Source organism: Pseudomonas sp. 1152_12 (assembly GCF_052850675.1).
This window is the reverse complement of sequence record NZ_VXCW01000002.1, coordinates 158,533-184,945: the sequence shown is the minus strand read 5'-3', so window position 1 is coordinate 184,945 and position 26,413 is coordinate 158,533. Positions and strand designations below refer to the sequence as shown.

22 protein-coding genes and 1 pseudogene are annotated in these 26,413 nt (G+C 58.8%); 8 read left to right on the top strand and 15 right to left on the bottom strand.

Translation table 11 applies throughout. The features are described 5' to 3' along the window. Positions 1-93 precede the first annotated feature (93 nt). Together FW764_RS03530 and rlmKL are read right to left on the bottom strand one after the other, a co-directional pair. Complete coding sequence (locus FW764_RS03530) at positions 94-2,487, bottom strand: sensor domain-containing diguanylate cyclase (RefSeq protein WP_446432774.1); 2,394 nt, start codon at positions 2,485-2,487, stop codon at positions 94-96. A gap of 149 nt (positions 2,488-2,636) precedes the next feature. Next, on the bottom strand, positions 2,637-4,901 hold the full coding sequence (gene rlmKL / locus FW764_RS03525) for a bifunctional 23S rRNA (guanine(2069)-N(7))-methyltransferase RlmK/23S rRNA (guanine(2445)-N(2))-methyltransferase RlmL (RefSeq protein WP_446432773.1): 2,265 nt from the start codon (positions 4,899-4,901) through the stop codon (positions 2,637-2,639). A gap of 532 nt (positions 4,902-5,433) precedes the next feature. Between rlmKL and rmf the strand changes: the two genes are divergently transcribed. Further along, positions 5,434-5,649 (top strand): ribosome modulation factor, encoded by a 216-nt coding sequence (rmf, locus tag FW764_RS03520; protein WP_002553055.1) that lies wholly within the window; start codon positions 5,434-5,436, stop codon positions 5,647-5,649. A 119-nt stretch (positions 5,650-5,768) separates the two neighbouring features. Here rmf and FW764_RS03515 read toward each other — a convergent pair whose 3' ends face one another. The 4 genes from FW764_RS03515 to sctC form a co-directional block, all read right to left on the bottom strand. Beyond that, positions 5,769-6,794 carry a quinone-dependent dihydroorotate dehydrogenase gene (locus FW764_RS03515; RefSeq protein WP_446432772.1) on the bottom strand — a complete coding sequence of 342 codons (1,026 nt, stop codon included), beginning with the start codon at positions 6,792-6,794 and terminating at the stop codon, positions 5,769-5,771. Between the two features lie 86 nt (positions 6,795-6,880). Next, complete coding sequence (locus FW764_RS03510; protein ID WP_446432771.1) at positions 6,881-7,336, bottom strand: transglycosylase SLT domain-containing protein; 456 nt, start codon at positions 7,334-7,336, stop codon at positions 6,881-6,883. After that, positions 7,329-7,730, bottom strand: coding sequence for a winged helix-turn-helix domain-containing protein (locus FW764_RS03505; protein ID WP_446432770.1), 402 nt, complete (start codon positions 7,728-7,730; stop codon positions 7,329-7,331). The genes FW764_RS03510 and FW764_RS03505 overlap by 8 nt, the downstream gene beginning before the upstream one ends. A 211-nt stretch (positions 7,731-7,941) precedes the next feature. Then, positions 7,942-9,420 carry a type III secretion system outer membrane ring subunit SctC gene (gene sctC, locus FW764_RS03500; RefSeq protein WP_446432769.1) on the bottom strand — a complete coding sequence of 493 codons (1,479 nt, stop codon included), beginning with the start codon at positions 9,418-9,420 and terminating at the stop codon, positions 7,942-7,944. A 307-nt stretch (positions 9,421-9,727) separates the two neighbouring features. On the opposite strand from sctC, the pseudogene FW764_RS03495 reads away from it, so the two are divergent. Further along, positions 9,728-10,053 (top strand): annotated as a pseudogene (locus FW764_RS03495) (SAM-dependent methyltransferase); the annotation flags it as partial. A 60-nt stretch (positions 10,054-10,113) separates the two neighbouring features. On the opposite strand, the gene FW764_RS03490 reads toward FW764_RS03495, so the two are convergent. The 8 genes from FW764_RS03490 to ppsA all read right to left on the bottom strand — a co-directional run bounded on the left by FW764_RS03490 (position 10,114) and on the right by ppsA (position 18,254). After that, entirely contained in the window at positions 10,114-11,094 is a 981-nt protein-coding gene (locus FW764_RS03490; protein ID WP_083357326.1) for an OmpA family protein, read from the bottom strand. A 107-nt stretch (positions 11,095-11,201) separates the two neighbouring features. Beyond that, complete coding sequence (gene sigX / locus FW764_RS03485) at positions 11,202-11,792, bottom strand: RNA polymerase sigma factor SigX (RefSeq protein WP_083357325.1); 591 nt, start codon at positions 11,790-11,792, stop codon at positions 11,202-11,204. An 87-nt stretch (positions 11,793-11,879) separates the two neighbouring features. Continuing rightward, complete coding sequence (locus tag FW764_RS03480) at positions 11,880-12,704, bottom strand: mechanosensitive ion channel family protein (protein WP_003175519.1); 825 nt, start codon at positions 12,702-12,704, stop codon at positions 11,880-11,882. 2 nt (positions 12,705-12,706) lie between these two features. Then, positions 12,707-12,952, bottom strand: a complete 246-nt coding sequence (locus FW764_RS03475; protein WP_411392141.1) for a CrfX protein — start codon at positions 12,950-12,952, stop codon at positions 12,707-12,709. 87 nt (positions 12,953-13,039) lie between these two features. Next, complete coding sequence (locus tag FW764_RS03470) at positions 13,040-14,035, bottom strand: zinc transporter ZntB (RefSeq protein WP_446432768.1); 996 nt, start codon at positions 14,033-14,035, stop codon at positions 13,040-13,042. A gap of 25 nt (positions 14,036-14,060) precedes the next feature. Next, on the bottom strand, positions 14,061-14,552 hold the full coding sequence (gene rraA, locus FW764_RS03465; RefSeq protein WP_446432767.1) for a ribonuclease E activity regulator RraA: 492 nt from the start codon (positions 14,550-14,552) through the stop codon (positions 14,061-14,063). A gap of 230 nt (positions 14,553-14,782) precedes the next feature. Continuing rightward, positions 14,783-15,772 (bottom strand): alpha/beta fold hydrolase, encoded by a 990-nt coding sequence (locus FW764_RS03460; protein WP_446432766.1) that lies wholly within the window; start codon positions 15,770-15,772, stop codon positions 14,783-14,785. Between the two features lie 106 nt (positions 15,773-15,878). Beyond that, on the bottom strand, positions 15,879-18,254 hold the full coding sequence (gene ppsA, locus FW764_RS03455) for a phosphoenolpyruvate synthase (protein ID WP_446432765.1): 2,376 nt from the start codon (positions 18,252-18,254) through the stop codon (positions 15,879-15,881). 178 nt (positions 18,255-18,432) lie between these two features. On the opposite strand from ppsA, the gene ppsR reads away from it, so the two are divergent. After that, positions 18,433-19,251 carry a posphoenolpyruvate synthetase regulatory kinase/phosphorylase PpsR gene (gene ppsR / locus FW764_RS03450; protein WP_058412273.1) on the top strand — a complete coding sequence of 273 codons (819 nt, stop codon included), beginning with the start codon at positions 18,433-18,435 and terminating at the stop codon, positions 19,249-19,251. Between the two features lie 58 nt (positions 19,252-19,309). Here ppsR and FW764_RS03445 read toward each other — a convergent pair whose 3' ends face one another. Continuing rightward, complete coding sequence (locus tag FW764_RS03445) at positions 19,310-20,734, bottom strand: aminotransferase-like domain-containing protein (RefSeq protein WP_446432764.1); 1,425 nt, start codon at positions 20,732-20,734, stop codon at positions 19,310-19,312. Between the two features lie 160 nt (positions 20,735-20,894). Between FW764_RS03445 and FW764_RS03440 the strand changes: the two genes are divergently transcribed. The 5 genes from FW764_RS03440 to FW764_RS03420 are packed head-to-tail and all read left to right on the top strand — an operon-like array spanning position 20,895 to position 26,395. Continuing rightward, positions 20,895-21,788: a DMT family transporter gene (locus FW764_RS03440; protein ID WP_176462902.1), complete on the top strand. Its 894-nt coding sequence runs from the start codon at positions 20,895-20,897 to the stop codon at positions 21,786-21,788. Positions 21,789-21,823: 35 nt separating this feature from the next. Next, on the top strand, positions 21,824-23,704 hold the full coding sequence (gene moeB, locus FW764_RS03435; RefSeq protein WP_446432763.1) for a molybdopterin-synthase adenylyltransferase MoeB: 1,881 nt from the start codon (positions 21,824-21,826) through the stop codon (positions 23,702-23,704). Between the two features lie 15 nt (positions 23,705-23,719). Then, complete coding sequence (locus FW764_RS03430) at positions 23,720-24,634, top strand: PLP-dependent cysteine synthase family protein (protein WP_446432762.1); 915 nt, start codon at positions 23,720-23,722, stop codon at positions 24,632-24,634. Positions 24,635-24,671: 37 nt separating this feature from the next. Continuing rightward, positions 24,672-25,664, top strand: a complete 993-nt coding sequence (locus tag FW764_RS03425) for a serine O-acetyltransferase (protein ID WP_446432761.1) — start codon at positions 24,672-24,674, stop codon at positions 25,662-25,664. A gap of 2 nt (positions 25,665-25,666) precedes the next feature. Next, on the top strand, positions 25,667-26,395 hold the full coding sequence (locus FW764_RS03420) for an alanyl-tRNA editing protein (protein WP_446432760.1): 729 nt from the start codon (positions 25,667-25,669) through the stop codon (positions 26,393-26,395). Positions 26,396-26,413 lie beyond the last annotated feature (18 nt).

Below are 26,413 nucleotides of genomic sequence, written 5' to 3'. Positions count from 1 at the left end.
AAATGTGGGAGGGGGCTTGCTCCCGATAGCGGTGGATCAGTCACAACACAGTGGACTGAGACTCCGTGATCGGGAGCAAGCCCCCTCCCATTTTTACTGCGTTCCGGCGCGCAACCACTGCGCCTCCACCCGGTCCCTGCCCGCCTGTTTGGCCACATACACCGCCGAATCCGCGCGCAGCAACAGCCCATCAATGCCTTCGTCGACTCGCCAGCTGGCCACACCGAAGCTGGCCGTCACGGTGCCCACTGCTCCCATCGGCGCACTGCGTAGCGTCTGCCACAACTCCATCGCCAGGCTGTACGCCTGATCGCCATCGGTGTGCGGGCAAAGCACCCCGAACTCTTCGCCGCCCAAGCGGCAGAACACATCCGTACGCCGCAGGCGCTGGCCGATGCGACTGCACACCTCTTGCAACACCCCATCCCCCACCGCGTGCCCGTGTTGGTCGTTGATGCGTTTAAAGTGGTCGATGTCGAGCATGATCAACGACAGCGCCCCAGAGGTGCGGTTAAGCCTGAGCATCTCGGCCTTTAGGCGGTCCTGGAAATAGCGCCGGTTATGGATGCCCGTCAGCGAATCCGTGATGGACAGCGCGCGCAACTCTTCCTCCACCCGTTTGAGATCGGAGATATCCGACACGTAGCCGTGCCACAGCGTACCGCCACCGGGTAACTCTTCCGGCGTAGCTTCACCACGAATCCAGCGCAGTCCGCGTTGCGGCAACAGCACGCGGTACTCTTCGCGCCAGTGGCTCAACTGCAGCGCCGACAAACGAATCGACAGTTGCACCCGCTCTACATCCTGAGGATGGATGCGCTCGAAGACCTTGCCCGCGTCTTGCTGGAGCAACCCGGGTTCGATTTCATAGATATCGCGCATGCCATCGCTGGCATAGATGAAACGCCCGTTGTTCTTGTGTTCCAGGACGAACTGGAAGATCCCGCCGGGCACATGGGCACTGAGTTTTTTCAGCAGCCGATCGCGCGCCGCCAGCGCCTCGAAGGCGCGTTTCTGCTCGGTGACATCCAGGTAAATCGCCAAGTGCCCGACCCACAAGCCATGGTCATCGAGCAATACAGTGCCGAGCATATTCACCGTCAACCGGCTGCCATTTTCGCGCAACAGCGTCCACTCCCTGGCCTCGTGCAGGTTGTCCGGGCTCTCCACCAGCATCGCCTGGCTCGGCGCAATACGTTTGCCCATGGTCACACTTAAACTAGCGGCGCGCGCATCAAGTTCAGCGCCCAGGTGCAGGCTTTCCAGGGTCATCCGCCCGAGTACCTGCTCGGCCTGATACCCCAGCATCTGCTCCGCGCCAGCATTAAAAGTGTTGATCACACCACGTAAGTCGGTGGCAATGATCGCGACCTGGGTGGCCGCATTCAACACGCTGCGCAATTGCCCATGGGCGCCGCGCAACTCCTGCTCACGCAGGCGCAATTGCTCGGTGCGCTGCTCTACTAATTTAAGTGCGCGTTGGCGTTGACTGACCAACACATACAGCAAGGCACTGAGCAGCAGGCTGAGTAACCCGCCCATGGTCAGGATCGTGCTCATCGAGGAGCGGTTGGCCTGGTCGAAAGCCCGGCTGGCTTGCACCGTCAGGGCATACACGTGGTCGCCGAGGGTTAGACGCCGTGCGGCGCTGAGGTCGCTGGCGCCGACCGCATTGCTCGACGCATACAGCACGCGCTGTTGGGTGTCGGAGGTATCGACGATCTGCATCACCAGGTTGTCGCGGTTCGGCTTGGGCAAACCATCGGCCACCAATTGGCGCATGCTGATCACCGCCATCACAAAGCCGCGGGGTTCAGCATCGGATAGCTTGCTCACGGGCGCCACCAGCAAGACGCCAGCCGCATAGGCCGGTTCCACACCCACCAGTTGCATGGGCTGGGACACCGCAGGCTTGCCGCTTTTTTGCGCGCGCTCAAGGGCCGAGCGCCGTAGCGGCTGAGCCAGCAGATCAAAGCCCAGCGGCGAGCCCAGCAGGCTTTGGGTCTGGCTGTACAGCACCGGCACGTATTCATCGCGCTCGGGGGCCGGCGCCAATTCACCTGACGCGTTCAATTCACGGATGGCGAACGAGGCACCGCGCTGGCGGGAAATCTCTTGTTCAAACGCACGACGTTGATCGCGCAATATCCGCGGCGCCCAGGCATAAGCGTGGGCGCGCAGCAGCAAGGGTTGGGCAAACCCATCAAACTCTGCACGGGACACGTCACTGGAGTTGACGAAGAAGCGCTGCAGACTGGCCAGGCGTTGTTCCTGGTCTTCGAAGCGTTCCTGAATACGGGTGTAGCGCTCGTTGACCAGCAACTGGAAGCGCTGACGAACCTGTTGCTGATAGAGGTCGGTGGCGGCCCAGCCAACGACGAGCGTCAGCGCGCCACCTGCCAGTAACACCACCAATGCCACCAGCCAAGCCGACGCCTGCTCACTGATAAAACCAAGGACTTTCGGGCGTACGGCATGCATCGGCATAGGCAACACTCACAACGCCAGCGTGCGGGGCTGTCACTTTGGCTAGGCCTTAAGTTATAGCCATGAGACCACTGTTTGACCAGTGCAAAAAAGCCGCGAGCCCGGAATACTCCGGGCTCGCGGCTTTTTGTTCCAACTTAGTGCAGCGATCAGCGTGCGGTGATCTTCCAGGCCCGGTGGATCTTCGCGTTACGCGCGAAATCCGGGTCCAGGGTCTTGTCGCTGATTTCCTCGACCGCATAGCGTTCGCTGAGGTTGTCCTCCAACACAAACTTGCGGAAGTTGTTCGAGAAGTACAGCACGCCGCCCGGAGCCAGGCGCGCCATGGCCAGGTCGAGCAACTGCACATGGTCACGCTGTACGTCGAAAATGCCTTCCATACGCTTGGAGTTGGAGAAGGTCGGCGGGTCGATAAAGATCAGGTCGAACTCATCGCGACTAGCCTCCAGCCACGCCATCACATCACCCTGCTCCAGGCGATTTTTGTCGGAGAAACCGTTAAGCGAGAAGTTGCGGCGCGCCCAATCCAGGTAGGTCTTGGACAAATCCACGCTGGTGGTGCTGCGCGCGCCACCCTTGGCGGCGTGCACACTGGCGGTGGCGGTGTAGCAATACAGGTTGAGGAAACGCTTGCCCGCCGCTTCTTTCTGGATGCGCATGCGCATCGGGCGGTGATCCAGGAACAGGCCGGTGTCCAGGTAGTCGGTGAGGTTGACCAGCAGCTTCACGCCGCCTTCGCTGACCTCGGTGAACTTACCTTGGGCGCTCTGGCGCTCGTACTGCTTGGTGCCGCTCTGACGCTCGCGACGCTTGACCACCACGCGACTCTTGTCGACATTAAGCGCCTGGGGAATGGCCGCCAGAGCATCGAACATACGTGCAGAGGCTTTTTCCGGGTCGATGGATTTCGGCGCGGCGTATTCCTGCACATGCACCCAATCGTGGTACAGGTCGATGGCCATGGAGTATTCCGGCATGTCGGCGTCATACACACGGTAGCAGTCCACGCCTTCGCGCTTGGCCCATTTGCCCAGCAGTTTGAGGTTCTTCTGCAAGCGGTTGGCAAACATCTGCCCGCCTTCGCTCAGGCGCGCTTGCTCGACCACTGGAGCCGGTGCTGGCTTGATCGGGTTACCGTTCTTGTTGTACTGGCGCTCTTGTGGCTCGGTCGGGGCTTGATCGTAAGCGGCTTGCTCGCGCTCAGCCTGACGCTGCTCCGGGGTACGACGCTCGCCAGTGACGAACTGGTCGGGGTTGACCTTGATCAGCAGCAATTTGCACGGCAACGCGCCGTTCCAGAACGAATACTGCTTATGGCTGCGAATGCCCATGCGCTTGCCCAGGTCCGGCGCGCCGGTAAACACCGCTGCTTCCCAGCCCATGCACGCCTGGCGCAGACGCTCGCCGAGGTTCTGGTAGAGATACAACAGGCTGGCCTCGTCACCCAGGCGCTCGCCGTAGGGCGGGTTGCAGATCACCAGGCCCTTCTGGTTCTGGTCCGGGCGCGGCTCGAAGGTGCCGACTTCGCCCTGATACACCTTGATCCAGTGGCTTAGGCCGGCGCGCTCAATGTTATTGCGCGCGGGTTGAATCAAGCGTGGGTCGGCTTCGTAGCCTCGAACCCACAACGGCGGCTTGTTCATGCCGATGGCAGCACGCTCGGTGGCTTCGGTGTGCAGCTTTTTCCACAGCGCCGGGACGTGGCCAAGCCAGGTGGTGAAGCCCCACAGTTCGCGGTTGAGGTTGGGGGCCATGTCGGCGGCGATCATCGCGCCTTCGACCAGGAAGGTACCAACACCGCACATCGGGTCTGTCAGCGCGCCGCCTTCGGCAGCAATACGCGGCCAGCCGGCGCGAATCAAAATCGCCGCCGCGAGGTTTTCCTTCAACGGTGCCGCGCCCTGCTGCAGGCGATAACCGCGCTGGTGCAAGCTGTGGCCGGACAGGTCGAGGGACAGGATCGCTTCGCCACGGTCCAGACGCAGATGGATGCGCAGGTCCGGGTTGATCTTGTCAATGGAGGGGCGTTCACCGGCTGGGGTGCGCAGCTTGTCGACAATCGCATCCTTGACCTTCAGCGCGCCGAAGTGAGTGTTGTCGATGCCCGAACCGTGGCCGCTGAATTCCACCGCCAGGGTGCCGTCCGCAACCATGTGGTCGGCCCATTCGATATCCAGCACGCCGTGATAGAGGTCTTCGGCGTCCTTCATCGGGAAGCGCTTGAGCACCAGCAGTACGCGATTCGCCAGGCGCGACCAGAGGCACAAGCGGTAGGCGGTTTCCATGTCGGCCATGCCGCGCACGGCCGAGGTGTGCTCGCGGGCTTCCTCAAGGCCTAGCCCGACGGCTTCCTCGATCAGCAGGCCTTCGAGGCCCTTGGGGCAGGTGAGGAAGAGTTCAAAACGGTCCGACATGGGGCATTCCAGGCTTTTCAGCAATAAATGAACGGGCGACGCATCGCCGGTTCGGTTTTCAATCAAGCACTTTTCTTGAAGAGTGCTCGCGTGGCACGAATGTGCCGTTCCACCCCGGCTGCCAGGCCTTTGCGCCAAAATTTCCAGGGCAGATAAACAAATGATTGCAACAAAAAGAAATATTCATACCCTTCGTCGAATAATAACCGACTGCAACAGACGGATATTCTCACTAAAGGATTAAACCCATCCTCTTTGCAAGGCACATCATAGCTGGGTTTGCCCAATAAAAGGGGCGAAAAGCCATCCCAGCTTATGGCTATAGCATCGTTATCGTTACGTGCTTATGACAAAACGATCATTGAATCCATGTGACCTATTGGTTAGAACTCAATACAGGTTGGCGCCGTAACGACGCCGACACATGGCTCGCCACGCCGGCAGCGAGCCCACCAACGGGCAGAAAAACCCTGCCCGGCCTCGGACGAGGCCGAAGGACATCTAGACAGTCAACAAGTGAGGGAAACACCCTATGAGAAGACTTAAGCGTGATCCGTTGGAAAGAGCATTTTTACGCGGATATCAATATGGCGTTCATGGCAAATCCCGTGAGCTTTGCCCATTTACTCTACCGTCGGTACGCCAAGCCTGGATCAACGGCTGGCGAGAAGGACGCGGCGACAACTGGGACGGTATGACTGGCACTGCGGGAATCCACAGACTCAACGAACTTCACGCCGTCGGCTAACACAGGGCACTTAATCCGACACACCACCATGAAGATTATGTAACGACTTAACCACGCACGCCCCATCAGGGCGGCGGGCTTCGGCCCAAGGGCTCCTTTAGGGAGCCCTTTTTATTGCCTCAGGCTTTAGGCAACGCCGCAATTGCATCCACCGACTCGCGGATCAACGCGGGCCCTTTATAGATGAAGCCGGAGTACAACTGCACCAGGCTCGCGCCGGCGGCAATTTTCTCGGCCGCGTGCTTGCCTTCGGTGATACCGCCCACAGCGATGATCGGCAAGCGCCCCGCCAACTCGGCTGCCAGCACCTTGACGATGTGAGTGCTCTTGTCGCGCACCGGTGCACCCGATAGGCCACCTGCTTCATCGCCATGCGCCAGCCCTTCAACGCCGACGCGGCTGAGGGTGGTGTTGGTGGCGATCACCGCATCCATACCCGAATCCACCAGGGCCTGGGCAACCAGCACGGTTTCTTCATCGCTCATGTCCGGGGCGATCTTGATCGCCAGCGGTACGCGCTTGCCATGGCGTACGGCGAGGTCTTCCTGGCGCAGGCGCAAGGCTTCGAGCAATTGCTTGAGGGAGTCGCCGAACTGCAGGCTGCGCAGGCCCGGGGTATTGGGGGAGCTGACGTTGACGGTGACGTAGCTGGCGTGGGCATAGACCTTGTCCAGGCAAATCAGGTAATCATCGACGGCACGCTCTACCGGTGTGTCGAAGTTCTTGCCGATGTTGATGCCGAGAATGCCCTTGTATTTCGCGGCTTGAACCCGCGACAGCAAGTGATCAACGCCCAGGTTGTTGAAGCCCATGCGGTTGATGATCGCCTCGGCTTCCGGCAAGCGAAAGATCCGTGGTTTCGGGTTGCCTGGCTGCGGCCGTGGCGTCACGGTGCCGATCTCGACAAAACCGAAACCCAGTTGCGCGAAGCCATCGATGGCCGCGCCGTTCTTGTCCAGGCCTGCAGCCAACCCGACCGGGTTAGGAAAGTCGAGCCCCATCACCGACACCGGCATCTTCGCGGGCGCTTTGCATACCAGGCCATTAAGCCCCAGGCGACCACCGGCACCGATCAGGTCCAGGGACAGATCGTGGGAAGTTTCCGGGGAGAGTTTGAATAACAGCTGGCGGGCCAGGGTATACATGGGCGGGCTAGACTCGGATGGCGACGAAAGGTGGCGCCGATTATAGCCGGGGTGACGCGCCTGGTGCGAGGTACGCCGTCCAATCGTCAGTGCCGCTGTGCAACCAACGCCTCATACTGCGCCCAGATTTTTTCCGCATAACGCAGGCGCAACGCCTCGCGCTCAGGCGCCCCACCGGCATTGTAGGAACCTACGGCAGTCCAGTTGTAACCAAAACGCTGGATGAACTCAGCCAGGATCGAGGCGCCCACTTCGACCGACAAACACGGTTCAGTCAGCAACCTTTCCTCGGTAATCCCCTGCTTGGCCAGACGAGGCAAGTGCATGCTGTTGATCTGCATCAGGCCAATGTCTCGAGAACCATCGCTATTGCCAGGGTTCAATGCCTGCGCACGGTAACCCGACTCCACCACAGCGATGGCCTGCAACAGCTCCGGCTCGATGTCGTAACGGCTGGCAACCTCCTCCCAACAACTGGCCCAGGCGTAATGGCTGCCCATCATTACGCTCAACAATACCCCTTTGCACAGTCGCTTAATCATGTGTCACCTGGCCACAGGCCGAACAGACGTACTGTGCACGCCCTCGCCCAGCGCGGCGCGACTCGTGATGCTCAACTGTCACGACGCAGGTAAAGCGATAGCCTCTGCCGTAGATCGTCTTGATAAACCCTTTGTCTTTCTTCAGGTGCTTGCGCAACGCGTAGATACAGCGAGTGAGCGACTCCTCTGCAACCTCGCCCCCGGGCCAGGCCAATTCAAGCAATTGATCCTTGGTCATCAGTGCGCCATCGGACGCCAACAGCAGCCGCAGCACATGCCACTCCTTGGGCGGCAACTGAATATCCACGCCGTCACCGGTCAGTTGGCCATCGCCATACAAGGTCCATCCGGCAAAAACCCGTGAGGCCGTCGGCCCATCATTCACGATGGTCATACACACCTCTGCATCCGACTACTGACATTGAATTCCTTGCTTCCAAGAACGGCCGATTCGGCAACATCACGACTATAAAAACCTGAGCCGTGAACGACGTTAGGAAAAGGCTCATGTAAGCCAGGCTTTCGGCACGTACCTCGTAGGACTTTTCGCCAGCACGCACAGCACACGTTCAGGCAATCGCTCAGACACGTGTCTAGTGGCCCGTTCATTCACGCGCGTCACGGTTTTCACGTACAAACGCGCGTTGCACCTGCTCATACTGGCTTTGCGTTAATGGCGGCGGCCCGACGGCACCGGCGAGCATCTTGATCTCATGGCCAACCGCTCGCGCCTGGATGACAAACATCCGGACCTCTGCTCGTCGACTGCGGCCTAGCCCTTGGCCCTCACGTCGAAAACCGCCCAACCAAAGACGCCTGCCCGGAGGCACACGCACCACCGTGCTGATGCCTACTCGCCCCACGGCCCCTGCCGAACCACGCTTGAGCGTGTTATCCATCTGACGATCGTCCTCAATGGTCAGTTGCATTTCGATCTGATTCGACTCGACAAAGCGCGGTAGCACACTGGCTTCGGTGCCATACCGCACGGGCTGCCACTCACGGCTGTCGCCACCGGAACCGGGCAGGTAGAACGTATGGTTATCCTGGAAAACTGCCGGAACATTCTCTTGGGTAAGGATCACTGGAAACGCAACGATCCTGGCTTTGCGCCGGCGCTCCAACACACCGAGCTGTGCCATCAGGCGGTTATCGTCCAAAGGCTCCAGCACGCGCGTCATGAAAGCCTCAGTGTGTGTTTCCTGAGCCCAGGCCGCGCCCATCTTCTCGAATTCGCTACGCTCCATGTCGACCTGCCATAGCGATACCTCAATCGGCCGCTTGGGCTTATCAAGCTCCGCCACCAGTTCCTCGATCACCTTCACCTGCGCCGGCTTGCCCTTGATCAGCAAGCTGTTGGAGTCCGGATAAGCAATCACCACCAGGCTCTTGTCGGCCAGCAAACTCACGGGGCGCTGCGTGCCGTTCTTCTGCTCGCTGGCCAACACGGCTTCGATCATCGAGGCCATGCCCGCCACGTTGACCTTGTCGCCGCCGATGACGTACTGACGATCGGCCACGTCGGTGTTGAACACCTGCACCACGCCGAAGGTCTGGGTGCCCACGCGCACCTCGGTGCGCTGCCTGTCCATCAGTTGGGCCAGGTGCAACACTTGGTCCACGTAGTTAGGCGGCCCGGACACATAGAATGTCCGCTCCCCGCTTTCCCTGAGCGGATAGCGTGATTCATCAAGTCCCGAACGGCGCATGAACCCACGCAGCCTGTCGACCGAAATATGCCGCAACGCCACCGCCGAGCTTTTTGCCTCACCAGCGGCATAGAGGTAAAGCACCTGCCCGTCGCTGTACCAGATCAGGCCATGCTGCTCGGCGACCACCTCCAGGGTTTGCTGCGCCGCCCCCAAGTCGAATGCCCCAGAAAGGGTCCTGCGCGCGACCTCGCGGCTGACCACGACGGGCACGCCCAACGGCACCGACAGTGCGGTAAAAAAGGTGTGCAAGCTTTCATCCCGCGCCTGGTAGCGCTCACCCAAGGCGGGAGCGATTGCCAGCAACAGTGCAAAGCACAGCAGCCAGCGATGCAGCCCTCGGCGGCTGATCATGGCTGGGGAATTGATAGTCACCGTAGGTGTTCCTGCCTATCTGGCGCGAAGAGGCGGCCATACTGAAAGGCTGGCGAGTTTCAATCTTGATGAAAAGCTGACGATGGCCGAGCCTGTTTGCCCGTGGCATGTGCTTTGTTAACGACTCTGCATGAGAGCCGCTCCAACGTCGGAGCAGGCTTACGGACAAAGGCGTCGTTACCCTCAATGGCTTGTATTGCCATGCGAGGGAGCGGCGCTTTTTTTTGAAAGAAAAGGTAGGTGTTGATGAACGATTCGGCCGGCAACAACCCGGTGAATAATGCGCTGGCCTGGACAAACGGCAGTGCGCGGTGGTTGCCGGTCAACACCCCAGGATTTCATCCACCATTTGATCCGGCGTTATGCACGACTAGGCAAGTGCGTGGTGCGGCTTAAAGGCGGCGACCCGTGTATTTTCTGCCGGGGCGGCGAAGAGGCGCTGTGGCAGCGGATATGCCGGTTGCGATGATCGAAAATGCATCGCTGCCCCAGCAGCGCGAATGCCGCAGCGCACTGGCACACACGCATACGGATGCGCAGGCGTTTGCGTTGAAGAGCCCGGCGATTCTGGTGATCGGCCGTGTTGCCGCCACTGATCAGGCGGCCCGGGTTGCGGTGTCAGCCAGCACTTGAGACAAATTGCAGACGAAAAAAAGCCCGGCCTAAGCCGGGCTTTTTTCTACCACTCAGTAATTACTGAGCTTGAGCTTCAACCGACGCTTCTACGCGACGGTTAACAGCGCGACCAGCTTCAGTTGCGTTATCAGCAACTGGGCGGGATTCGCCGTAACCTACCGCGGTGATGCGGCTAGGCTGAACGCCGTCTTTAACCAGGACTTGCTTAACAGCGTCAGCACGACGCTGGGACAGCTTCTGGTTGTAAGCGTCTGGACCGATGGAGTCAGTGTGACCAGCAACTTCTACGTTGGTAGCTGGGTACTGAGCCATGAAGTCGGCCAGGTTTTTCACGTCGCCGTAGCTGTTAGGCTTAACAACCGACTTGTCGAAGTCGAACTTAACGTCCAGCTCAACACGAACAACCTGAGCAACCGGAGCTTCTGGCTCTGGAACTGGCTCTGGAGCTGGTGCTGGGGTAGGAGCTGGAGCTACTGCGCCAGCGTTACCGCCGAAGTTTACGCCCAGGCCAACCAGTGCGGAGTAATCCCACTTGCCGTTGTCCAGGTTGTAGTCAGACTCAACACCGGCACGTGCGAACAGGTTGTTGGTGAAGTAGTACTTCACACCAGCGCCAGCGATAGCCAGAGTCGACTGGTCGCGACCGCTGTGGCCGTCGGCTTTAACGTTGGTACGGCTCTGGTGACCGAAACCACCTTCTACGTATGGACGCAGGGAGTCAACACCGGCCTGACCGAAGTGGTACTGAGCAGTCACGCTGCCAGTGTCACCTTTGATCTTCTGGTTACCAGTACCGTCGTTCGAACGGGTGTGGTTGGTGGTGTCGTAGTTCAGGTTAACCGACACGTCGTCGGTAATGAAGTAACCGATGCTGGCGCCAGGGTTGTAGCCGTCTTCGATGTGCTTGACGCTATCGTTGAACTGCTTTTTGTAGAACAGCTGGCCTTCAACTGCGCCTTGGCCTTGTGCCAGTGCGCCGAAAGAAGTAGCGGCAATAAGAGTACCAATGGCCAAGCCCAAGGTGTTTTTCAGTTTCATCCGTTAAATCCCCATCTGGTGATTGTAAAGCAGTCCCACAAACCGGGGGACAACTCGGCGGCAAGTCTAACAGAACTTGCCTACACGTAAGAGATATTTGCCACGCACTAAGTTTCAGTCTCGCCCGCAAATTTCTCACGTAATTTATCAAGAGCACGTTTGTAACGCATTTTTGTAGCACTCAAACCCATGTGCATGATGTCAGCAATTTCCTGAAACTCGAGCTCTGCGACAAATCGTAGCACCAGAATTTCACGGTCAATTGGATTCACATGCACCAACCAGCGATCGAGTCCGCCCTTCTCCTCGGGTGTCGGCGCCTTTTCTTCAGACGCTTCCTCAAGGGGGTCCAGACTCAAAGCGTCCATCAAGCGACGCTTGCGCCGTTCCTTCCGATACTGCGTGATGCACTCGTTGTACGTGATGCTGTATAGCCACGTTTTGAACTTCGATTTGCCCTCAAAGTTCTTCAGACCGTACAGCACCTTTAGCATCACTTCCTGACAGACATCATCCGCATCTCTATCGTTCCCTAAATACCTTGAACAAACGTTGAACAGAGTGCGTTGATATCTGCGCATCAACTCTTCGTACGCGCGTGTTACGTGAAACAGCTCCGTGTGCGCGCGCGCGACCAACTCCTCATCAGAGAGCTCACGGGGGTCATAGCGCGTGGACAGCGTTTGGGCTTTATTCAAAACAAGTCGTGCCGACAGTCAGGTCAATGTCCGCTACAACCCGGTCAGCCGGGTTTGCGGCGGCGTACATTAGCAGGGTTTGCCGGGTTAGCGGCTACTGACCTGCTGCTCGAGGAGAATCCGGTTGGACAGCGACACCAGGTCACCGTCATCGGTCAGCACCGTCGTTTTCACGGTTCCGATCTCCTCGATTTGCCCTTCGACCTCGCCCACACGCACCTGTTGCCCAACCTGATACAACTCACGCACATAGATTCCCGCAAGAATCTGACCGGCAATTTCCCGGCTTCCCAAGCCCATGGCCAGCGCAACGGCCAGACCAACGGTAATCAAAACAATCACGATCACGTGGTTGAGCAGGTCAGTTTTGACCTCCAACTGGCTGATCGCGACCGAAATACTGATGATAATTACCAGGCCCTGGGCGATTCGTCCCAGGCCCGCAGCATAATCCAGCCCCACACCTTCAGCGGCCCCGCGCACCAGCCCATTGGCCAGCTGCGCCAGTAAAACGCCTACCAGCAGCACCAACGCGCCGCCGAAAACTTTCGGCAAGTACAGTGCCAGCATGTCGAGCGTAGCTGAAACTCGCTCAAGTCCAAGGGATTGAGCTGCAGAAACAAGAAAAATAAGTAGAACGAACCAGTAGACGATCTTCCCGATCAAGGTCGAGATCGGCACTTGCAACCCGGCGCGGCCCAGTAGCTTGGTCAGGCCGGTGCCTGCCATCAAGCGGTCCAGGCCGAGTTTTGCGAGTAATTTGGACAGCAAGGTGTCGAGCAATTTTGCCACGACAAAACCCAGCAGCACCAAGACCAGGGCACCAAACAGGTTTGGAATGAAGTTCGCCACCTTGGTCCACAATGCGGTCATCGCAGTGACCAGGCTCTGGGTCCAGAGATCAAGTTCCATATTCAATCAGCCTTATCAGCAGTGCGAGCAAGAGATTTACGACGGGACACCGGCGATACGTGGGCCGAACCATTGTTCAGGGCCATCATCAACGCCGGCAACCAACGACCGAGCAGACCGAACAGGTCACCCGCTCCTACCTGACGGTTGGCGGTTTTCAACACGCGACCAAGGCAAGCATCGTCGTCACGGTTGGACGGCGAAGCATTGAGCATGTCACGTAAAGACTGTTCGAACGGATCGTGCATAAAAGACCTCTCGCTAGTGTTTTAAAAGACGAGGGTTAAATTCTTGGGGTCACATGAACCCCGTCGTACGTTCAGCTCATATTCAGGTCAAACCCAGCGCAATCGTCGAAACAGCCACCATTGCCCCAGTGCGACAGCGACCATCATCAGGCACGCAATCACGAACCCATAAGGGCTGGCGGAGAACGGAATTCCGCCCACATTTATACCCAGCAAACCGGTGAGAAAGCTCATCGGAAGGAAGATCCCGGTGATGATCCCGAAACGGTACATGGTGCGATTCATACGCACGCTCAAGCGTCGGTCTTCAGCCTCAAGCACAAGCCCCACGCGCTCCCTGGCCAGTTCGAGCTCTTCCAGATAGCGCGTCAGGCTGTTGTGTAATTCATTCCAATAGTCGGCGTCGTCGTCACAGAACCACGGCAGTTTGATCCGTGTGAGCTGGGCAAAAATATCCCGCTGGGGGGCCAGAAAACGTTTGAGCCCTGCCGCTCGCCGACGGATCTGCAAAACGCTGCCATGCTCCGGAGTATACCGTTCGTCGGTATCAAGTTTTTCTTCTTCAACGTCGACGATTTCGGACAGATCGGTGACCAGATCCTGCACTTTGTTGGTCAGGTACTGAGCCATATAGAGAATGAGTTCGGACGCGGATTTTGGCCCTTTGCCGTCTGCCAATTGCACCAGCAGCTCATCGGTCGCGCGCAGCGGTCGCAGGCGCAGGGAAATCACACGGCTGGCCGCAGCAAAGATGCGCACCGACACCATGTCTTCCGGCTCCGCGCCTGGGTTGAGGTTGACCCCCCGCAGGAATAGCAGCAATTCGCCATCCGTCAGCGGCAACAGCCGCGGACGGGTGTTTTCCTCCAGCAGCAAGTCACAGGCGAACTCGCTCAAGCCGCTGGACTTGCGCAACCAGGTCTGGGTTTGCGGATGGCTGCGATCCCAATGCAGCCACAGGCTTTCCTGGGGTTGTAGCTGCAAGTCGTCGAGCTCAGTCCGGGCAATCGAACGCGCGCCGCCTTTACCGTCCAGCACCAGGGCATGCACAAGCCCCCACTGCGCGTTTTCTTCCTCGAACATCCTCACCCCTATCGGTTACCGCGGTTTATTCAGGCATTTTTAGCGGGCTTGGCGAGACGATCACGCCATTATTGTCCGCATAGATGTATTCACCCGGGCGGAACGTCACGCCGGCGAAGGTCACTACCACATTCAGGTCGCCAATACCGCGCTTGTCGGTTTTCATCGGGTGCGAAGCGAGCGCCTGTACGCCGAGGTCCGTTTGGGCGATGACATCGACATCACGGATGCAGCCGTAAATCATCAGTCCCTCCCAACCATTTTTTGCGGCCTTCTCGGCGATCATGTCGCCCAGCAATGCGCGCCGCAGGGAACCACCGCCGTCGACCACTAACACCTTGCCGGCGCCTGGCTGGTCGGCCTGTTCCTTGACCAGGGAGTTGTCTTCAAAACATTTGATGGTGACGATTTCACCGCCAAAGGAGTCTCGGCCGCCGAAATTACTGAACATCGGCTCAACCACCTGCACCAGGTCCGGGTAGGCGTCGCACAGGTCGGGCGTCACGTAATGGTTCATCGAGAAACTCCTGTCGTTAAGAAAGAGGTCGAACATCCCACGGTGTACATCAGAAAAACGCATCGCAATAGGCATTCTTTAAGTGCTTGCCCATCGACGGCGGTCATGATCAGACCCATCTCATCGAAACGCAACAACCACTGCGCGACTGAATATGACCAGATGCGTTTAACGCGTCATATCTTAGCCGCAACCACACACGAGTGAAACGCCCTTGGTAGAGCGCTTAGTCAAACCGCCTCAAGGACCTGAGGCTGCGCCCCGGCTAGAGGTGTCAGCGGATCTTTCAACCAGCGCTCTACCAAAGGCCACACTTGCGCCTGGGCCGCTTTGCTGACCAGCATCTCGACATGCCCGAAATCTCCGCTAAAGCCCTGCTGGCGCCCCAGGCACAGGTACTGGCGATGCTCGGAGCCGACTTGCTCAAACAGCTTGCGGCACGCCCATGCGGGATCCTGCTGGTCTCCGGCCGCGCTCACCGCCAGCAACGGCACATCGACCTCTGCGAGACCTTTCCACCAGTCCTGCTTGCCATCGCCGAACCGACCGAACAGGCCGTTCCAACGCAGGGCTTCGATCATTACGCCTGCAGGCTCGTCCTCAGGACCACGTTTGAGCCGTACGCCCGACACCTCGCCGAAGCGTTTCAAGAGTAAACGGCCGGTCCACTCCACCGGTGGGATTTTCAACGGCCAGTGGGTACGGCTGACCTGACAGCCAAACAGCGCCACCGAGGCCACTGCCGGCGAACCAAGGTGCTGACCGCCCAATGCCGCGGCCAGCGCGGTGCCTCCCAGCGAATGACCAATCCAGTGTGGAATTTGTGCACTTTGCTCACGCACAAACGCGCCGATGGCCGGTAAGTCGTAACGCGCGTAGTCGGCGACGCGATTCCTCGCGTAGTCCTTATTGCGCTTGGACAAACCATGCCCGCGCATTTCCGGGATCCACACATCAAATCCTCGGCGCGCCAGGTAAGCCCCAAGGCCAATGCCTTTGGGCGAGTACCAGAAGCGCCGGTTGGAAAAACTACCGTGCAACAAAATAACCGGCGTGCCCCGGCTTTCCGGGACATCAGCCAGGCCCAAACGCGTCACGGCCAGCTCGACGGTGCCGTCAGGGCTGTTGCCGGGTTTGAGGCGGTACACATCTTCACTCAGATCGCCGCGACGTTCAGCACTGATCAGGGCGACGGGAAATAGGTTGCTGCTGCTTTGCATAATGCTCTTGCACAAAAAAGGGCGGCGTCCGGAAGGAGTTCCGCCCTGCACAGATAAGAATGCCGGTCACCCTTGACGAGTGACCGGCACTTTTGACGTATCGACCTTAGGCGGACGCCTGGCCTTCTGCCAGGAAGAACCAGGTTTCCAGCACGGAGTCAGGGTTCAGCGAGACGCTTTCGATGCCCTGTTCCATCAGCCATTTGGCCAGGTCCGGGTGGTCGGAAGGGCCTTGGCCGCAGATGCCGATGTACTTGCCGGCCTTGTTACAGGCTTGGATGGCGTTGGCCAGCAGCTTCTTCACCGCAGGATTACGCTCGTCGAACAGATGCGCGATGATCCCCGAGTCACGGTCCAGGCCCAGAGTCAGCTGGGTCAGGTCGTTGGAACCGATGGAGAAACCGTCGAAGAACTCCAGAAACTCGTCGGCCAGGATGGCGTTGGACGGCAATTCGCACATCATGATGACGCGCAAGCCGTTTTCACCGCGGCTCAGGCCATTTTCGGCCAGCAAGTCGACGACCTGACTCGCCTCACCCAAAGTGCGGACGAACGGCACCATGATTTCGACGTTAGTCAGACCCATTTCGTTGCGCACGCGCTTGAGGGCGCGGCACTCGAGTTCGAAGCAGTCACGGAACGCTTCGCTGATGTAACGCGAGGCGCCACGGAAACCCAGCATCGGGTTTTCTTCTTCTGGTTCGTAGAGTTTGCCGCCGATCAGGTTGGCGTATTCGTTGGACTTGAAGTCCGACAGGCGCACAATGACCTTTTTCGGGTAAAAGGCCGCCGCCAGGGTGCTGATACCTTCCACCAGCTTCTCGACGTAGAAACCCACCGGGTCGCTGTACCCGGCGATACGCTTGTCGACGCTTTCCTTGATCTCCGACGGCAGACCGTCGTAGTTCAGCAGGGCTTTGGGGTGCACGCCGATCATGCGGTTGATGATGAACTCCAGGCGGGCCAGACCCACACCGGCGTTAGGCAACTGTGCAAAATCGAAGGCGCGATCCGGGTTGCCGACGTTCATCATGATTTTGAACGGTAGGTCGGGCATGGCGTCGATGGAGTTTTGCTTGATGTCGAAGCCCAGTTCACCTTCAAAGATAAAACCGGTGTCGCCTTCAGCACAGGAAACCGTCACGCCTTGGCCGTCTTTCAACAGTTGGGTGGCGTTGCCGCAACCGACAACTGCAGGAATCCCCAGTTCACGGGCGATGATCGCCGCGTGACAGGTTCGCCCGCCACGGTTGGTGACGATGGCGCTGGCGCGTTTCATCACGGGTTCCCAGTCTGGGTCGGTCATGTCGGAGACCAGCACGTCGCCGGGCTGGACTTTGTCCATCTCGGACACGTCCTTGATGATCCGCACCTTACCCGCGCCGATGCGCTGGCCAATGGCGCGACCTTCCACCAGCACGGTGCCGGTTTCCTTGAGCAGGTAGCGTTCCATGACATTGGCCGAGGTGCGGCTCTTCACGGTTTCGGGGCGCGCCTGCACGATATACAGCTTGCCGTCGTCACCGTCCTTGGCCCATTCGATGTCCATCGGGCACTTGTAGTGCTTTTCGATGATCATCGCCTGTTTGGCCAGTTCGCTGACTTCAGCGTCGGTCAGGCAGAAACGCGCACGCTCGGCCTTGTCGACTTCAACGGTTTTTACCGAGCGACCGGCCTTGGCCTCGTCGCCGTAGATCATCTTGATCGCCTTGCTGCCCAGATTGCGGCGCAGGATCGCCGGGCGGCCAGCCTCAAGCGTGTGCTTGTGTACATAGAATTCGTCCGGGTTGACCGCGCCTTGTACGACGGTTTCACCCAGGCCGTAGGCGCCGGTGATAAACACCACGTCACGGAAACCCGATTCGGTGTCCAGGGTGAACATCACGCCGGCAGTGCCGGTTTCCGAACGCACCATACGCTGTACACCGGCAGACAAAGCCACCAGCTTATGGTCAAACCCCTGGTGTACACGGTAGGAAATAGCGCGATCGTTGAACAGCGAGGCGAACACTTCCTTGGCGGCGCGGATGACGTTTTCAACGCCGCGGATATTCAGGAAGGTTTCCTGCTGGCCGGCAAAGGAAGCGTCCGGCAAGTCTTCGGCGGTGGCCGAGGAGCGCACGGCGACGGCCATGTCGGGGTTACCCGTCGACAGCGTGGCGAAGGCGGTGCGGATTTCTTCGTTGAGCTTCTCGGGGAACTCGGCTTCCATGATCCACTTACGGATCTGGGCACCGGTCTTGGCCAGGGCATTCACGTCATCGACGTCCAAGGCGTCCAGCGCGGCGTGGATCTGAGCATTGAGGCCGCTCAGTTCGAGGAAATCGCGGTATGCCTGGGCCGTGGTGGCGAAACCACCAGGCACCGAGACACCAGCGCCTGCAAGATTACTGATCATCTCGCCGAGGGATGCGTTCTTGCCCCCCACATGCTCTACATCATGGACGCCGAGCTTATCGAGGGAAACTACGTACTCTACCAAGGTGATCTCTCCACTTTCTGTGTTGGAAAAGCTCAGGACGCTGGCAGCTCAGTAAGAGCAAACGCCAGCGCTTGTGGCCTGGACCTGGAAAATAAGTGAGAATGCGGCCCACTGCGGGACGGCAAAATCGCGCCTATCATATCCAAGATTCGCCATCAGCTTAAGGCCCAGGGCTCAAATGAAACGATCTGCTTTCTTTATCTCCGACGGCACCGGCATCACAGCCGAAACATTGGGCCAGAGCCTGCTCGCGCAGTTCGAAAACATTACCTTCGCCAAATTTACGCGGCCTTATATAGACAGCGTGGATAAAGCGCGGGCCATGGTACAACAAATCAATCTGGCGGCTGAAAAAGACGGTTTTCGGCCGATCATTTTCGACACCATCGTCAATCAAGACATCCGTGAGATCCTTGCAACCTCCAATGGTTTCATGATCGATATTTTCTCCACGTTCCTGGCACCACTGGAACAAGAGTTGAGTGAGCACTCCTCCTATTCCGTAGGAAAGTCCCATTCCATTGGGCACAACTCCAACTATATGGAGCGTATCGAGGCGGTGAACTTCGCACTCGACAACGATGATGGCGCCCGGACTCACTATTACGACAAAGCCGATTTGATCCTGGTGGGCGTATCCCGCTGTGGCAAGACGCCGACGTGCCTGTATATGGCCATGCAATTCGGCATCCGCGCGGCCAACTATCCGCTGACCGAGGACGACATGGAACACCTGACGCTGCCAGCCGCCCTGCGCGCGCACCAGCACAAGCTGTTCGGCCTGACCATCGACCCGGACCGCCTCACCGCCATCCGTAACGAGCGCAAGCCCAACAGCCGCTATTCGAGCTACGCCCAGTGCGAGTTCGAAGTGCGCGAGGTAGAAAATCTGTTCCGTCGCGAGAATATTGCGCATATCAATTCCACGCATTTTTCGGTGGAAGAGATTTCGGCGAAGATTCTGGTGGAGAAAGGCGTCGAGCGACGTTTTAAATAACCTCGAACTATGTGCTTTATTGGCGAGGACGCTTGCTCCCTCGCCAATAAAGACCGATCTACAGGTGAAACCTGCCCCCACCCTGCCCCAACGCCGTTGCCAGCGCATCAAATCCCTCACGCAACAACTGATCATCCCCCGACGTATTACAGATACTCGCCCGAATGAACTGCGGCACCGCCGTCTGCCCTACGGCAAACGCTTCGGCGGTGGCGATCAGGTAATTGTTCTGCTTGAGCTCGGCCTCGATTTCCGACGCGCGCCATGGCTCAGGGACTTCAATCCAGAAATGCGGGCTATTCAGGTGGGTGCGGTACTCAAGTCCAGCCAGCAGGTCGCGCACCAGGGCTTTGCGACGGCTGATCTCATTGATCTGCTGCCGTAGCAGATATTCCGCCGTGCCATTTTCGATCCATTGGGTCGCCAGTTCCAGGGTCACTGGCGTGGCCATCCAGCAGGTCGAGCGCAAGGCCGCTGAAATACGGCTGACCAGCGCCGGTGGCGCATGCACATAGCCCACGCGCAGCCCGGCGGACACCGCCTTGCTCAAGCTGCTGATCAAAATCGTACGCTCAGGCGCGAAATGGCTGAGGGGCGGCGGCCGATCTTCCACCAAGACGCCGTGGGCTTCGTCTTCAAGAATCAGCAGGTTGTGCTCGCGGCACACTTTAACCAGGGCTTCCCGGCGTGCGACCGACAATACTGCTGTTGTCGGATTCTGGATGGTCGGCGTGCAGTACAACGCCGACACCCGATGATTACGACAAACTTCATCCAGCGCGCCTGGCAGCACGCCCTCTTCATCCATCTCCAGGCCGATCAGGCGAACACCCAGCATGCGCGCAGCCGTGATCAGCCCAGGATAGGTAAGTTGTTCGGTGACCACCGTATCGCCCGCCCGCAATAGCGCCATCATCGCGCAGAGCAGGCCATGCTGGCCGCCATTCACGCAGATGACCTGCTCGGGAATGGGGTGAAAATCACGCTGCACCAGCCACTGCGCACCGGCTTCACGGTAGCGCGGCAAACCGGCATCCGGGGTGTAGGCGCTGATGTCCTGCAGGAACTTGGCGTTGGTCGACAAGGTTTGGAAGCTCTGGGCCAGAAACACGGTCTCTTGCCCAGGAATATGCATGTTGCGGCTCATGTCGAAGTGATGGCGTGGCTCCTCGCTGACATTGCGAAAGCCTTCATCACGCTGGCGCTCCATCCCACGCTTGCGCACGAACGTGCCGTCACCCACACGCGCCACAACTAACCCCAGGCGCTCCAACTCGCCGTAGGCTCGGCTGATGGTGCCGATGGTCACACCCAGATTGTCGGAAAGCACCCGATGGGGCGGCAGTTTTCGTCCGGGTTCAATCAAGCCTTCAAGGATGCCCCGCTCCATCACATCGGACAGGCGCTTGTACTTCACGCCCTGACCGCTGGACAACCCCTCACGCATAATTGACACCATGTCAATATTTGTTTTGACAGCCATCATTCGCCCTAATAGTGTGCTTTTACGGGTTCAATCACCGAATGAAACAACTTAATACACAGTCAATATAGAGTTCAATTCCGGCTCAGGGAAGCAATAAACGATGCCAATGTCCGCCGTTCTTGAAAACACAACAAAAACAAAAACTCAGAAACAGTGGTTGGCTGGCCTGGTCACCAGCATGATGTTTCTTATCGTGTGCCTGAGTTGGGGCACCACGTGGCTGGGGATCAAGATCGCCGTCGAAAGCGTGCCACCGCTGACATCGGCGGGCCTGCGCTTCTTGATCGCCTTCCCGCTGTTTCTGTGTTTTGCCCTGGTACGGCGCGAACCGATCCTGTTCCCGCGAGAAAGCCGCTGGTTCTTTGTATTCGTGACCCTGTCCTACTTCAGCGTTCCGTACTACCTGCTCAATTACGGCGAGATGCATGTATCCTCCGGCCTCACCGCACTGCTGTTCAGCTGCATGCCGGTGTTTATCCTGATCTTCTCCGCGCTGTTTCTGCGCGAACGCATCTATTTTTCCCAGGTGGTCGGCATCGGCATCGGTTTCGGCAGCCTCTACATGATCATCAAGAGCCAGGGCCTGCACCTGGACCACGCCGAGTTCTTCGGGGTACTGGCGATTCTGACCGCCGCAATCATGCATGCCTTGTGCTACGTCATTACCAAGCAAAAAGGCAGCGCCATCAGTGTGATCACCTACAACACGCTGCCCATTGGCATTGCCGGGCTGATGCTGTTTGTGGCCGGCCTATGGTTTGAAACACCCACCTTCGAAAACATCACCCTGCGTTCCTGGAGCGCGCTGTTTTACCTCGGGCTGGTGGCATCCGTGGGCGGGTTCATCGTGTACTTCATGCTGCTCAAGCGCTTGAGTCCGATCATCCTGTCATTCGTGTTCATCATCTTCCCGGTGTTCGCAGTGATCATCGGCGCCTGGTACGAAGGCGTGGAAATTTCCCGCGACTTGATGCTGTACTCAGCCATTCTGCTGGCCGGTTTTGCGATCACCAAGTTGCCGGTTGAAAAACTCCTGGCCAAGAAAAATTGACCCTCCCACCCCTCACCCAGCAACGCGAGAGAAACATGGACGTCCTCCGCCCGACCGCCCTGGAACAGATCTACGCCCACGCCACCCGCAGCTACCCCGAAGAGTGCTGTGGTTTTGTCTTCGCCGACGGCAGCGTGTACCTGGGCAGCAACATCCAGAATGAGTTGCACCGCAAGAACCCCGAGATGTACCCGCGCAGCGCGGCCAACGGCTACACCTTTTCCGTAGCCGACACCCTGCTGTTGAACAAGGCGCTTCGCAGCGATAACCCGGTGGTGGTGATCTATCACTCGCACCCGGATGTCGGTGCCTATTTCAGTGACGAAGACCAGGACAAGGCGCTGTTCCTGGGTGAGCCGATCTACCCCGTCAGCTACTTGGTGGTGGACGTTCGCCAGGGCCAGTCCCTCGGCTCAAAGCTGTTTGCCTGGGATGGCAAGCATTTCGCTCTTCAACCTTTCAACGACCTGCACACGGAGTTGTCCATGAACGCTGTCTCTTTCCCCGACATTCTGGTTCGCGTGGCCAAGCTGCCGGAATCGACCCTCAAGGGCACCGGATCGACATTGCGCGAAGTCATTGAAAACCTATGCAGCAGCCACCCACAGTTACGTGCCCATCTGTTTCACGAGAAGAACAACCAGCTCAAGGAACACTTCCTGTTCACTGCCGAGGAAGAACTGATCGGCGCCGACGAGCCCTTGCCGGAAAAGGCCAAAATCGAAGTGCTGCTCGCCACCTCCGGCGGCATGGACGTCGAGGGCTTAAGCAATGAAACCGCCCTGAGCAACGAAGAGGTACAACGCTACGTACGCCACATCACCCTGCCAGGTGTTGGCCGCGAAGGTCAGTTGAACCTGAAAAAAGCCAAGGTATTGATCATCGGCACCGGTGGCTTGGGCTCGCCCATCAGCCTGTACCTGGCGGCGGCCGGCATCGGCACCCTGGGCCTGGTGGATTTCGATGTGGTAGAAAGCAGCAACCTGCAACGCCAGGTTGTCCACGGCAACAGCACACTGGGCATGCCCAAGGTCGAGTCAGCCAAGCAACGCCTGCAGGACCTCAACCGATATATCCAGATCAACACGCACAACACCGCAATCAACGCCGACAACGCACTGGAGCTAGTGGGCGCCTACGACCTGGTGATCGACGGCACCGACAATTTCGATACGCGTTACCTGGTCAACGACGCCTGCGTGCAGCTCGGTAAACCGTTGGTGTATGGCGCCATCTACCGCTTCGACGGGCAGATCAGCGTGCTCAACTATAAAGGTGGCCCGTGCTACCGCTGCCTGTTTCCTTCAGCACCGCCTGCCGAATTGGCGCCCAACTGCAGCGCCGGTGGGGTGATCGGAGTGCTGCCGGGAGTGGTCGGGATGATTCAAGCCACTGAGGCCATCAAGTTGCTGATCGGCATTGGCGAGCCATTGTCCGGCCGGCTGATGCGCTTCGATGCACTGGCGATGAAATTCAGTGAAATCCGCTTCAAGCGCCGCGCCGACTGCCCATGCTGCTCGGAATTGCGCCACAGCGAAACCGTGGCTCCGGCGGTTTGCGCCGATGCAGTCCCAAGCCAACCTTCTCTCGCCGAGGAACGCTACATCAAGCCGCAAGTACTCAAGCAAGTGCTTGAACACCACCGCAGCGCCGATGTGCTGCTGGACGTGCGCGATGCCAGTGAGCTTGAAGTGTGCAAATTGCCGGGCGTAGTGCATATCCCCCTGGCCGAACTGGATGGGCAACTCGACAGCCTCAGCCGCGACAATACCCACTACCTGATCTGCTACGCAGGAACCCGCGCCGAGCAAGCGGCCAGCACCTTGCTGGCCGCCGGTTTCGCCAACACCAAAGTCCTGCAGGGCGGCATGAAACATTGGGTGCGTGACGTCGAACCCGATATGCCTTTGTACTGATTCGGGGACTGACCGATGTTGCACAACTCCATTCTCGACGTGATCGGCCGTACGCCGATTGTACGTCTGGCGCAGTTTTCCGAAGACCTCGGCATCGAGGTCTACGCCAAGCTCGAATCCCTCAACCCCGGCGGCAGCCACAAGGCGCGCATCGCCTTGGGCATGATCCTCGACGCAGAGCGCCGGGGCGTGCTGATGCGTGATTCCGGGCAGACCATCATTGAGCCCAGCGGCGGCAACACCGGCATCGGCCTGGTAATGGCCGGTAACGTACTGGGCTACAAAGTGGTGCTGGTGATTCCCGATAACTACAGCCCCGAAAAGCAGAAACTGCTGCGCCTGTACGGCGCCAAGGTGGTGCTGTCGGACAGCCGCCTGGGGAACAACTCCCACGGCGAAAAATGCATGGAACTGCAACTGGAAAACCCCAGTTACGTGATGCTCAACCAACAGCGTAACGGCGCCAACCCGCAAACTCACCGCGATACCACCGCGCCGGAAATCCTTTGCGCCTTCGGTGAGCGACGCGTGGACTACTTCGTCAGCGGCATCGGCACCGGCGGCCACATCACCGGCATCGGCGAAACCCTCAAGGCTGCCTGGCCGGCAATGCGCGTGATGGGTGTGGAGCCGGAAGAATGCGACCTGCTGAAAAACCAGCACGCGCCGCACCATATCCAGGGCCTGTCGATTGGCTTGATCCCAAGCATTCTCAACGTGAATGTGCTGGACGGAATGCTGAAAGTGTCTCGCCAGGCGTGCATCGACATGATGAAACGCATCATGCGTACCGACGCCATCAGCCTGGGCTTGTCCTCGGCCGCCAACATGGTTGCCATCGCGCAGCTCGCCCCCGAACTGCCGCCCGAAACGGTGGTGTTGACCATGGTCTACGACAATGCTGACAGCTATCTGCCCAGTTTCGAATAACCGGTTTCCCAACTATCCAGAATGCGGGGGTGCCTCCATGGGGGGCTTTATCGACATGCAACAGCTGCACGATGAGCTGCTCACGCACCTTATCCAGACCTTGACGCCTGCGCAGATGAAGCAGTTGGAGCCACACCTGGCGCCGTTGATCCAGAACGCCGCGCAAGCGGTAGCCGAAGACTTGATCGCCTACGCCTATCGCGACCCGGCGTCACGCGGGCGCGGCGAGTTGATCCTGGAGTCCTATGCTTCGTTCAAGGCCGTGTTGTTTTACCGCCTTGCGCACCTGGTGTGGAATTTTCCCGATCAAACCAACGGCTTGTTTTCGCGCATCGCCCTCAAGCTCAGCAACCAGGGCAAAATCCATTCCGGTGCCGAGATTCACCCCGCAGCGCGTATCGGTCGACGCTTTGTGCTGGACCACGGCTACGGCACGGTGATCGGCGAAACCTGCGAGATCGGCAACGATTGCTACATCCTTTGCGGCGTCACCCTGGGCGCCCGAGGTATCGCCAACAACCCGGATGGCAAGCGCCACCCACGCCTGGGCAATAATGTCGAGGTGGGTTCCGGTGCCCGCGTGCTGGGCTATGTAGTGATCGGCGACAACGTGTTTATCAGCCCCTCCTGCGTCATCACCCAGGACGTGCCGGCTGGCACCAAGGTCAAAGTGGTCAACCAGGTTCAATTGCAAAAAAATGCCGAGTCGGATCACAGCAATTATCTGGGCGCCTTCGCCATGGATGAGCGTTTGCACGTGGTTGGCGAAGTCAGCGCCAGCCACAAGGTCACGGTGCTGGATGCCGACTTTCACCCCTTGCAGGGGCTGATGCTGGAACCCACGGTGAAAGAACGCCATCACCTGCAATTTCGCCTGCGCCGCCTTGACGTCGGCGACCAGTTGCCGCGCCTGCCGCTGAACCTGAAAGTCAGCGGGCCGGAATTTGAAATTACCCTGCTTTCCCCCCCTGGCTTGAGTGCAATGGTGCGTCACCTGTTGCAAGCCAGCCCACTGATTGTCGGAGGTTGAACATGTCTGTGCACACCATGGAAACTCTCGCGCTGTTCGACAGCGCGCCCTACCAGAACGCCTTCAGCGCCCGGGTGATTGCCGTCAGCGAACACGGCGTCGCGCTGGAGCACACGCTGTTCTACCCCACCGGCGGCGGGCAACCGGGAGACACCGGCCACCTGACACTGGCCGATGGCACGCGGGTCGACGTGATCGGCACCGTACGCGACCCGGTGCTGCGTTCCATCATCTGGCATCAGGTGGAACATTGCCCCGAGCAGCTGGCCGCCGGGGTGCAGGTGGACGCTGGCCTGGACTGGGAACGGCGCTACCAGCACATGAAGATGCACACCTGCCTGCACTTGCTGTGCTCGATCATCGATGCACCCGTCACCGGTTGCAGCATCAGCGCCGATAAAGGCCGCCTGGATTTTGATCTGCCGGAAATGACCCTCGACAAAGACAGCATCACCCGCGACCTCAACGCACTGATCCAACAGGCACACGCGGTGAAAACCCTGTCGATGCCCGCTACGGAGTATTCAACCCTGCTGCAGATCACCCGCACCCAGGCGGTTGCACCGCCAGTGATTCAGGGATCAGTGCGGGTGATTGAAATCGCCGGGATCGATATCCAGCCATGCGGAGGCACCCATGTGATCAACACCGAGGAAATCGGTCGGGTGTTCTGCGAGAAGATCGAGAAGAAGAGCAAGCACAACCGTCGGGTGATCCTGCGGTTTGAATAGAAGATCGATGCTGACGCG

Bases quoted from the DNA above. Each gene is read 5' to 3' on its own strand.
- FW764_RS03530 (WP_446432774.1), bottom strand. From the start codon at position 2,487: ATGCCGATGCATGCCGTACGCCCGAAAGTCCTTGGTTTTATCAGTGAG.
- rlmKL (WP_446432773.1), bottom strand. From the start codon at position 4,901: ATGTCGGACCGTTTTGAACTCTTCCTCACCTGCCCCAAGGGCCTCGAA.
- rmf (WP_002553055.1), top strand. From the start codon at position 5,434: ATGAGAAGACTTAAGCGTGATCCGTTGGAAAGAGCATTTTTACGCGGA.
- FW764_RS03515 (WP_446432772.1), bottom strand. From the start codon at position 6,794: ATGTATACCCTGGCCCGCCAGCTGTTATTCAAACTCTCCCCGGAAACT.
- FW764_RS03510 (WP_446432771.1), bottom strand. From the start codon at position 7,336: ATGATTAAGCGACTGTGCAAAGGGGTATTGTTGAGCGTAATGATGGGC.
- FW764_RS03505 (WP_446432770.1), bottom strand. From the start codon at position 7,730: ATGACCATCGTGAATGATGGGCCGACGGCCTCACGGGTTTTTGCCGGA.
- FW764_RS03490 (WP_083357326.1), bottom strand. From the start codon at position 11,094: ATGAAACTGAAAAACACCTTGGGCTTGGCCATTGGTACTCTTATTGCC.
- FW764_RS03480 (WP_003175519.1), bottom strand. From the start codon at position 12,704: ATGGAACTTGATCTCTGGACCCAGAGCCTGGTCACTGCGATGACCGCA.
- FW764_RS03475 (WP_411392141.1), bottom strand. From the start codon at position 12,952: ATGCACGATCCGTTCGAACAGTCTTTACGTGACATGCTCAATGCTTCG.
- FW764_RS03470 (WP_446432768.1), bottom strand. From the start codon at position 14,035: ATGTTCGAGGAAGAAAACGCGCAGTGGGGGCTTGTGCATGCCCTGGTG.
- rraA (WP_446432767.1), bottom strand. From the start codon at position 14,552: ATGAACCATTACGTGACGCCCGACCTGTGCGACGCCTACCCGGACCTG.
- FW764_RS03460 (WP_446432766.1), bottom strand. From the start codon at position 15,772: ATGCAAAGCAGCAGCAACCTATTTCCCGTCGCCCTGATCAGTGCTGAA.
- ppsR (WP_058412273.1), top strand. From the start codon at position 18,433: ATGAAACGATCTGCTTTCTTTATCTCCGACGGCACCGGCATCACAGCC.
- FW764_RS03445 (WP_446432764.1), bottom strand. From the start codon at position 20,734: ATGGCTGTCAAAACAAATATTGACATGGTGTCAATTATGCGTGAGGGG.
- moeB (WP_446432763.1), top strand. From the start codon at position 21,824: ATGGACGTCCTCCGCCCGACCGCCCTGGAACAGATCTACGCCCACGCC.
- FW764_RS03430 (WP_446432762.1), top strand. From the start codon at position 23,720: ATGTTGCACAACTCCATTCTCGACGTGATCGGCCGTACGCCGATTGTA.
- FW764_RS03425 (WP_446432761.1), top strand. From the start codon at position 24,672: ATGGGGGGCTTTATCGACATGCAACAGCTGCACGATGAGCTGCTCACG.
- FW764_RS03420 (WP_446432760.1), top strand. From the start codon at position 25,667: ATGTCTGTGCACACCATGGAAACTCTCGCGCTGTTCGACAGCGCGCCC.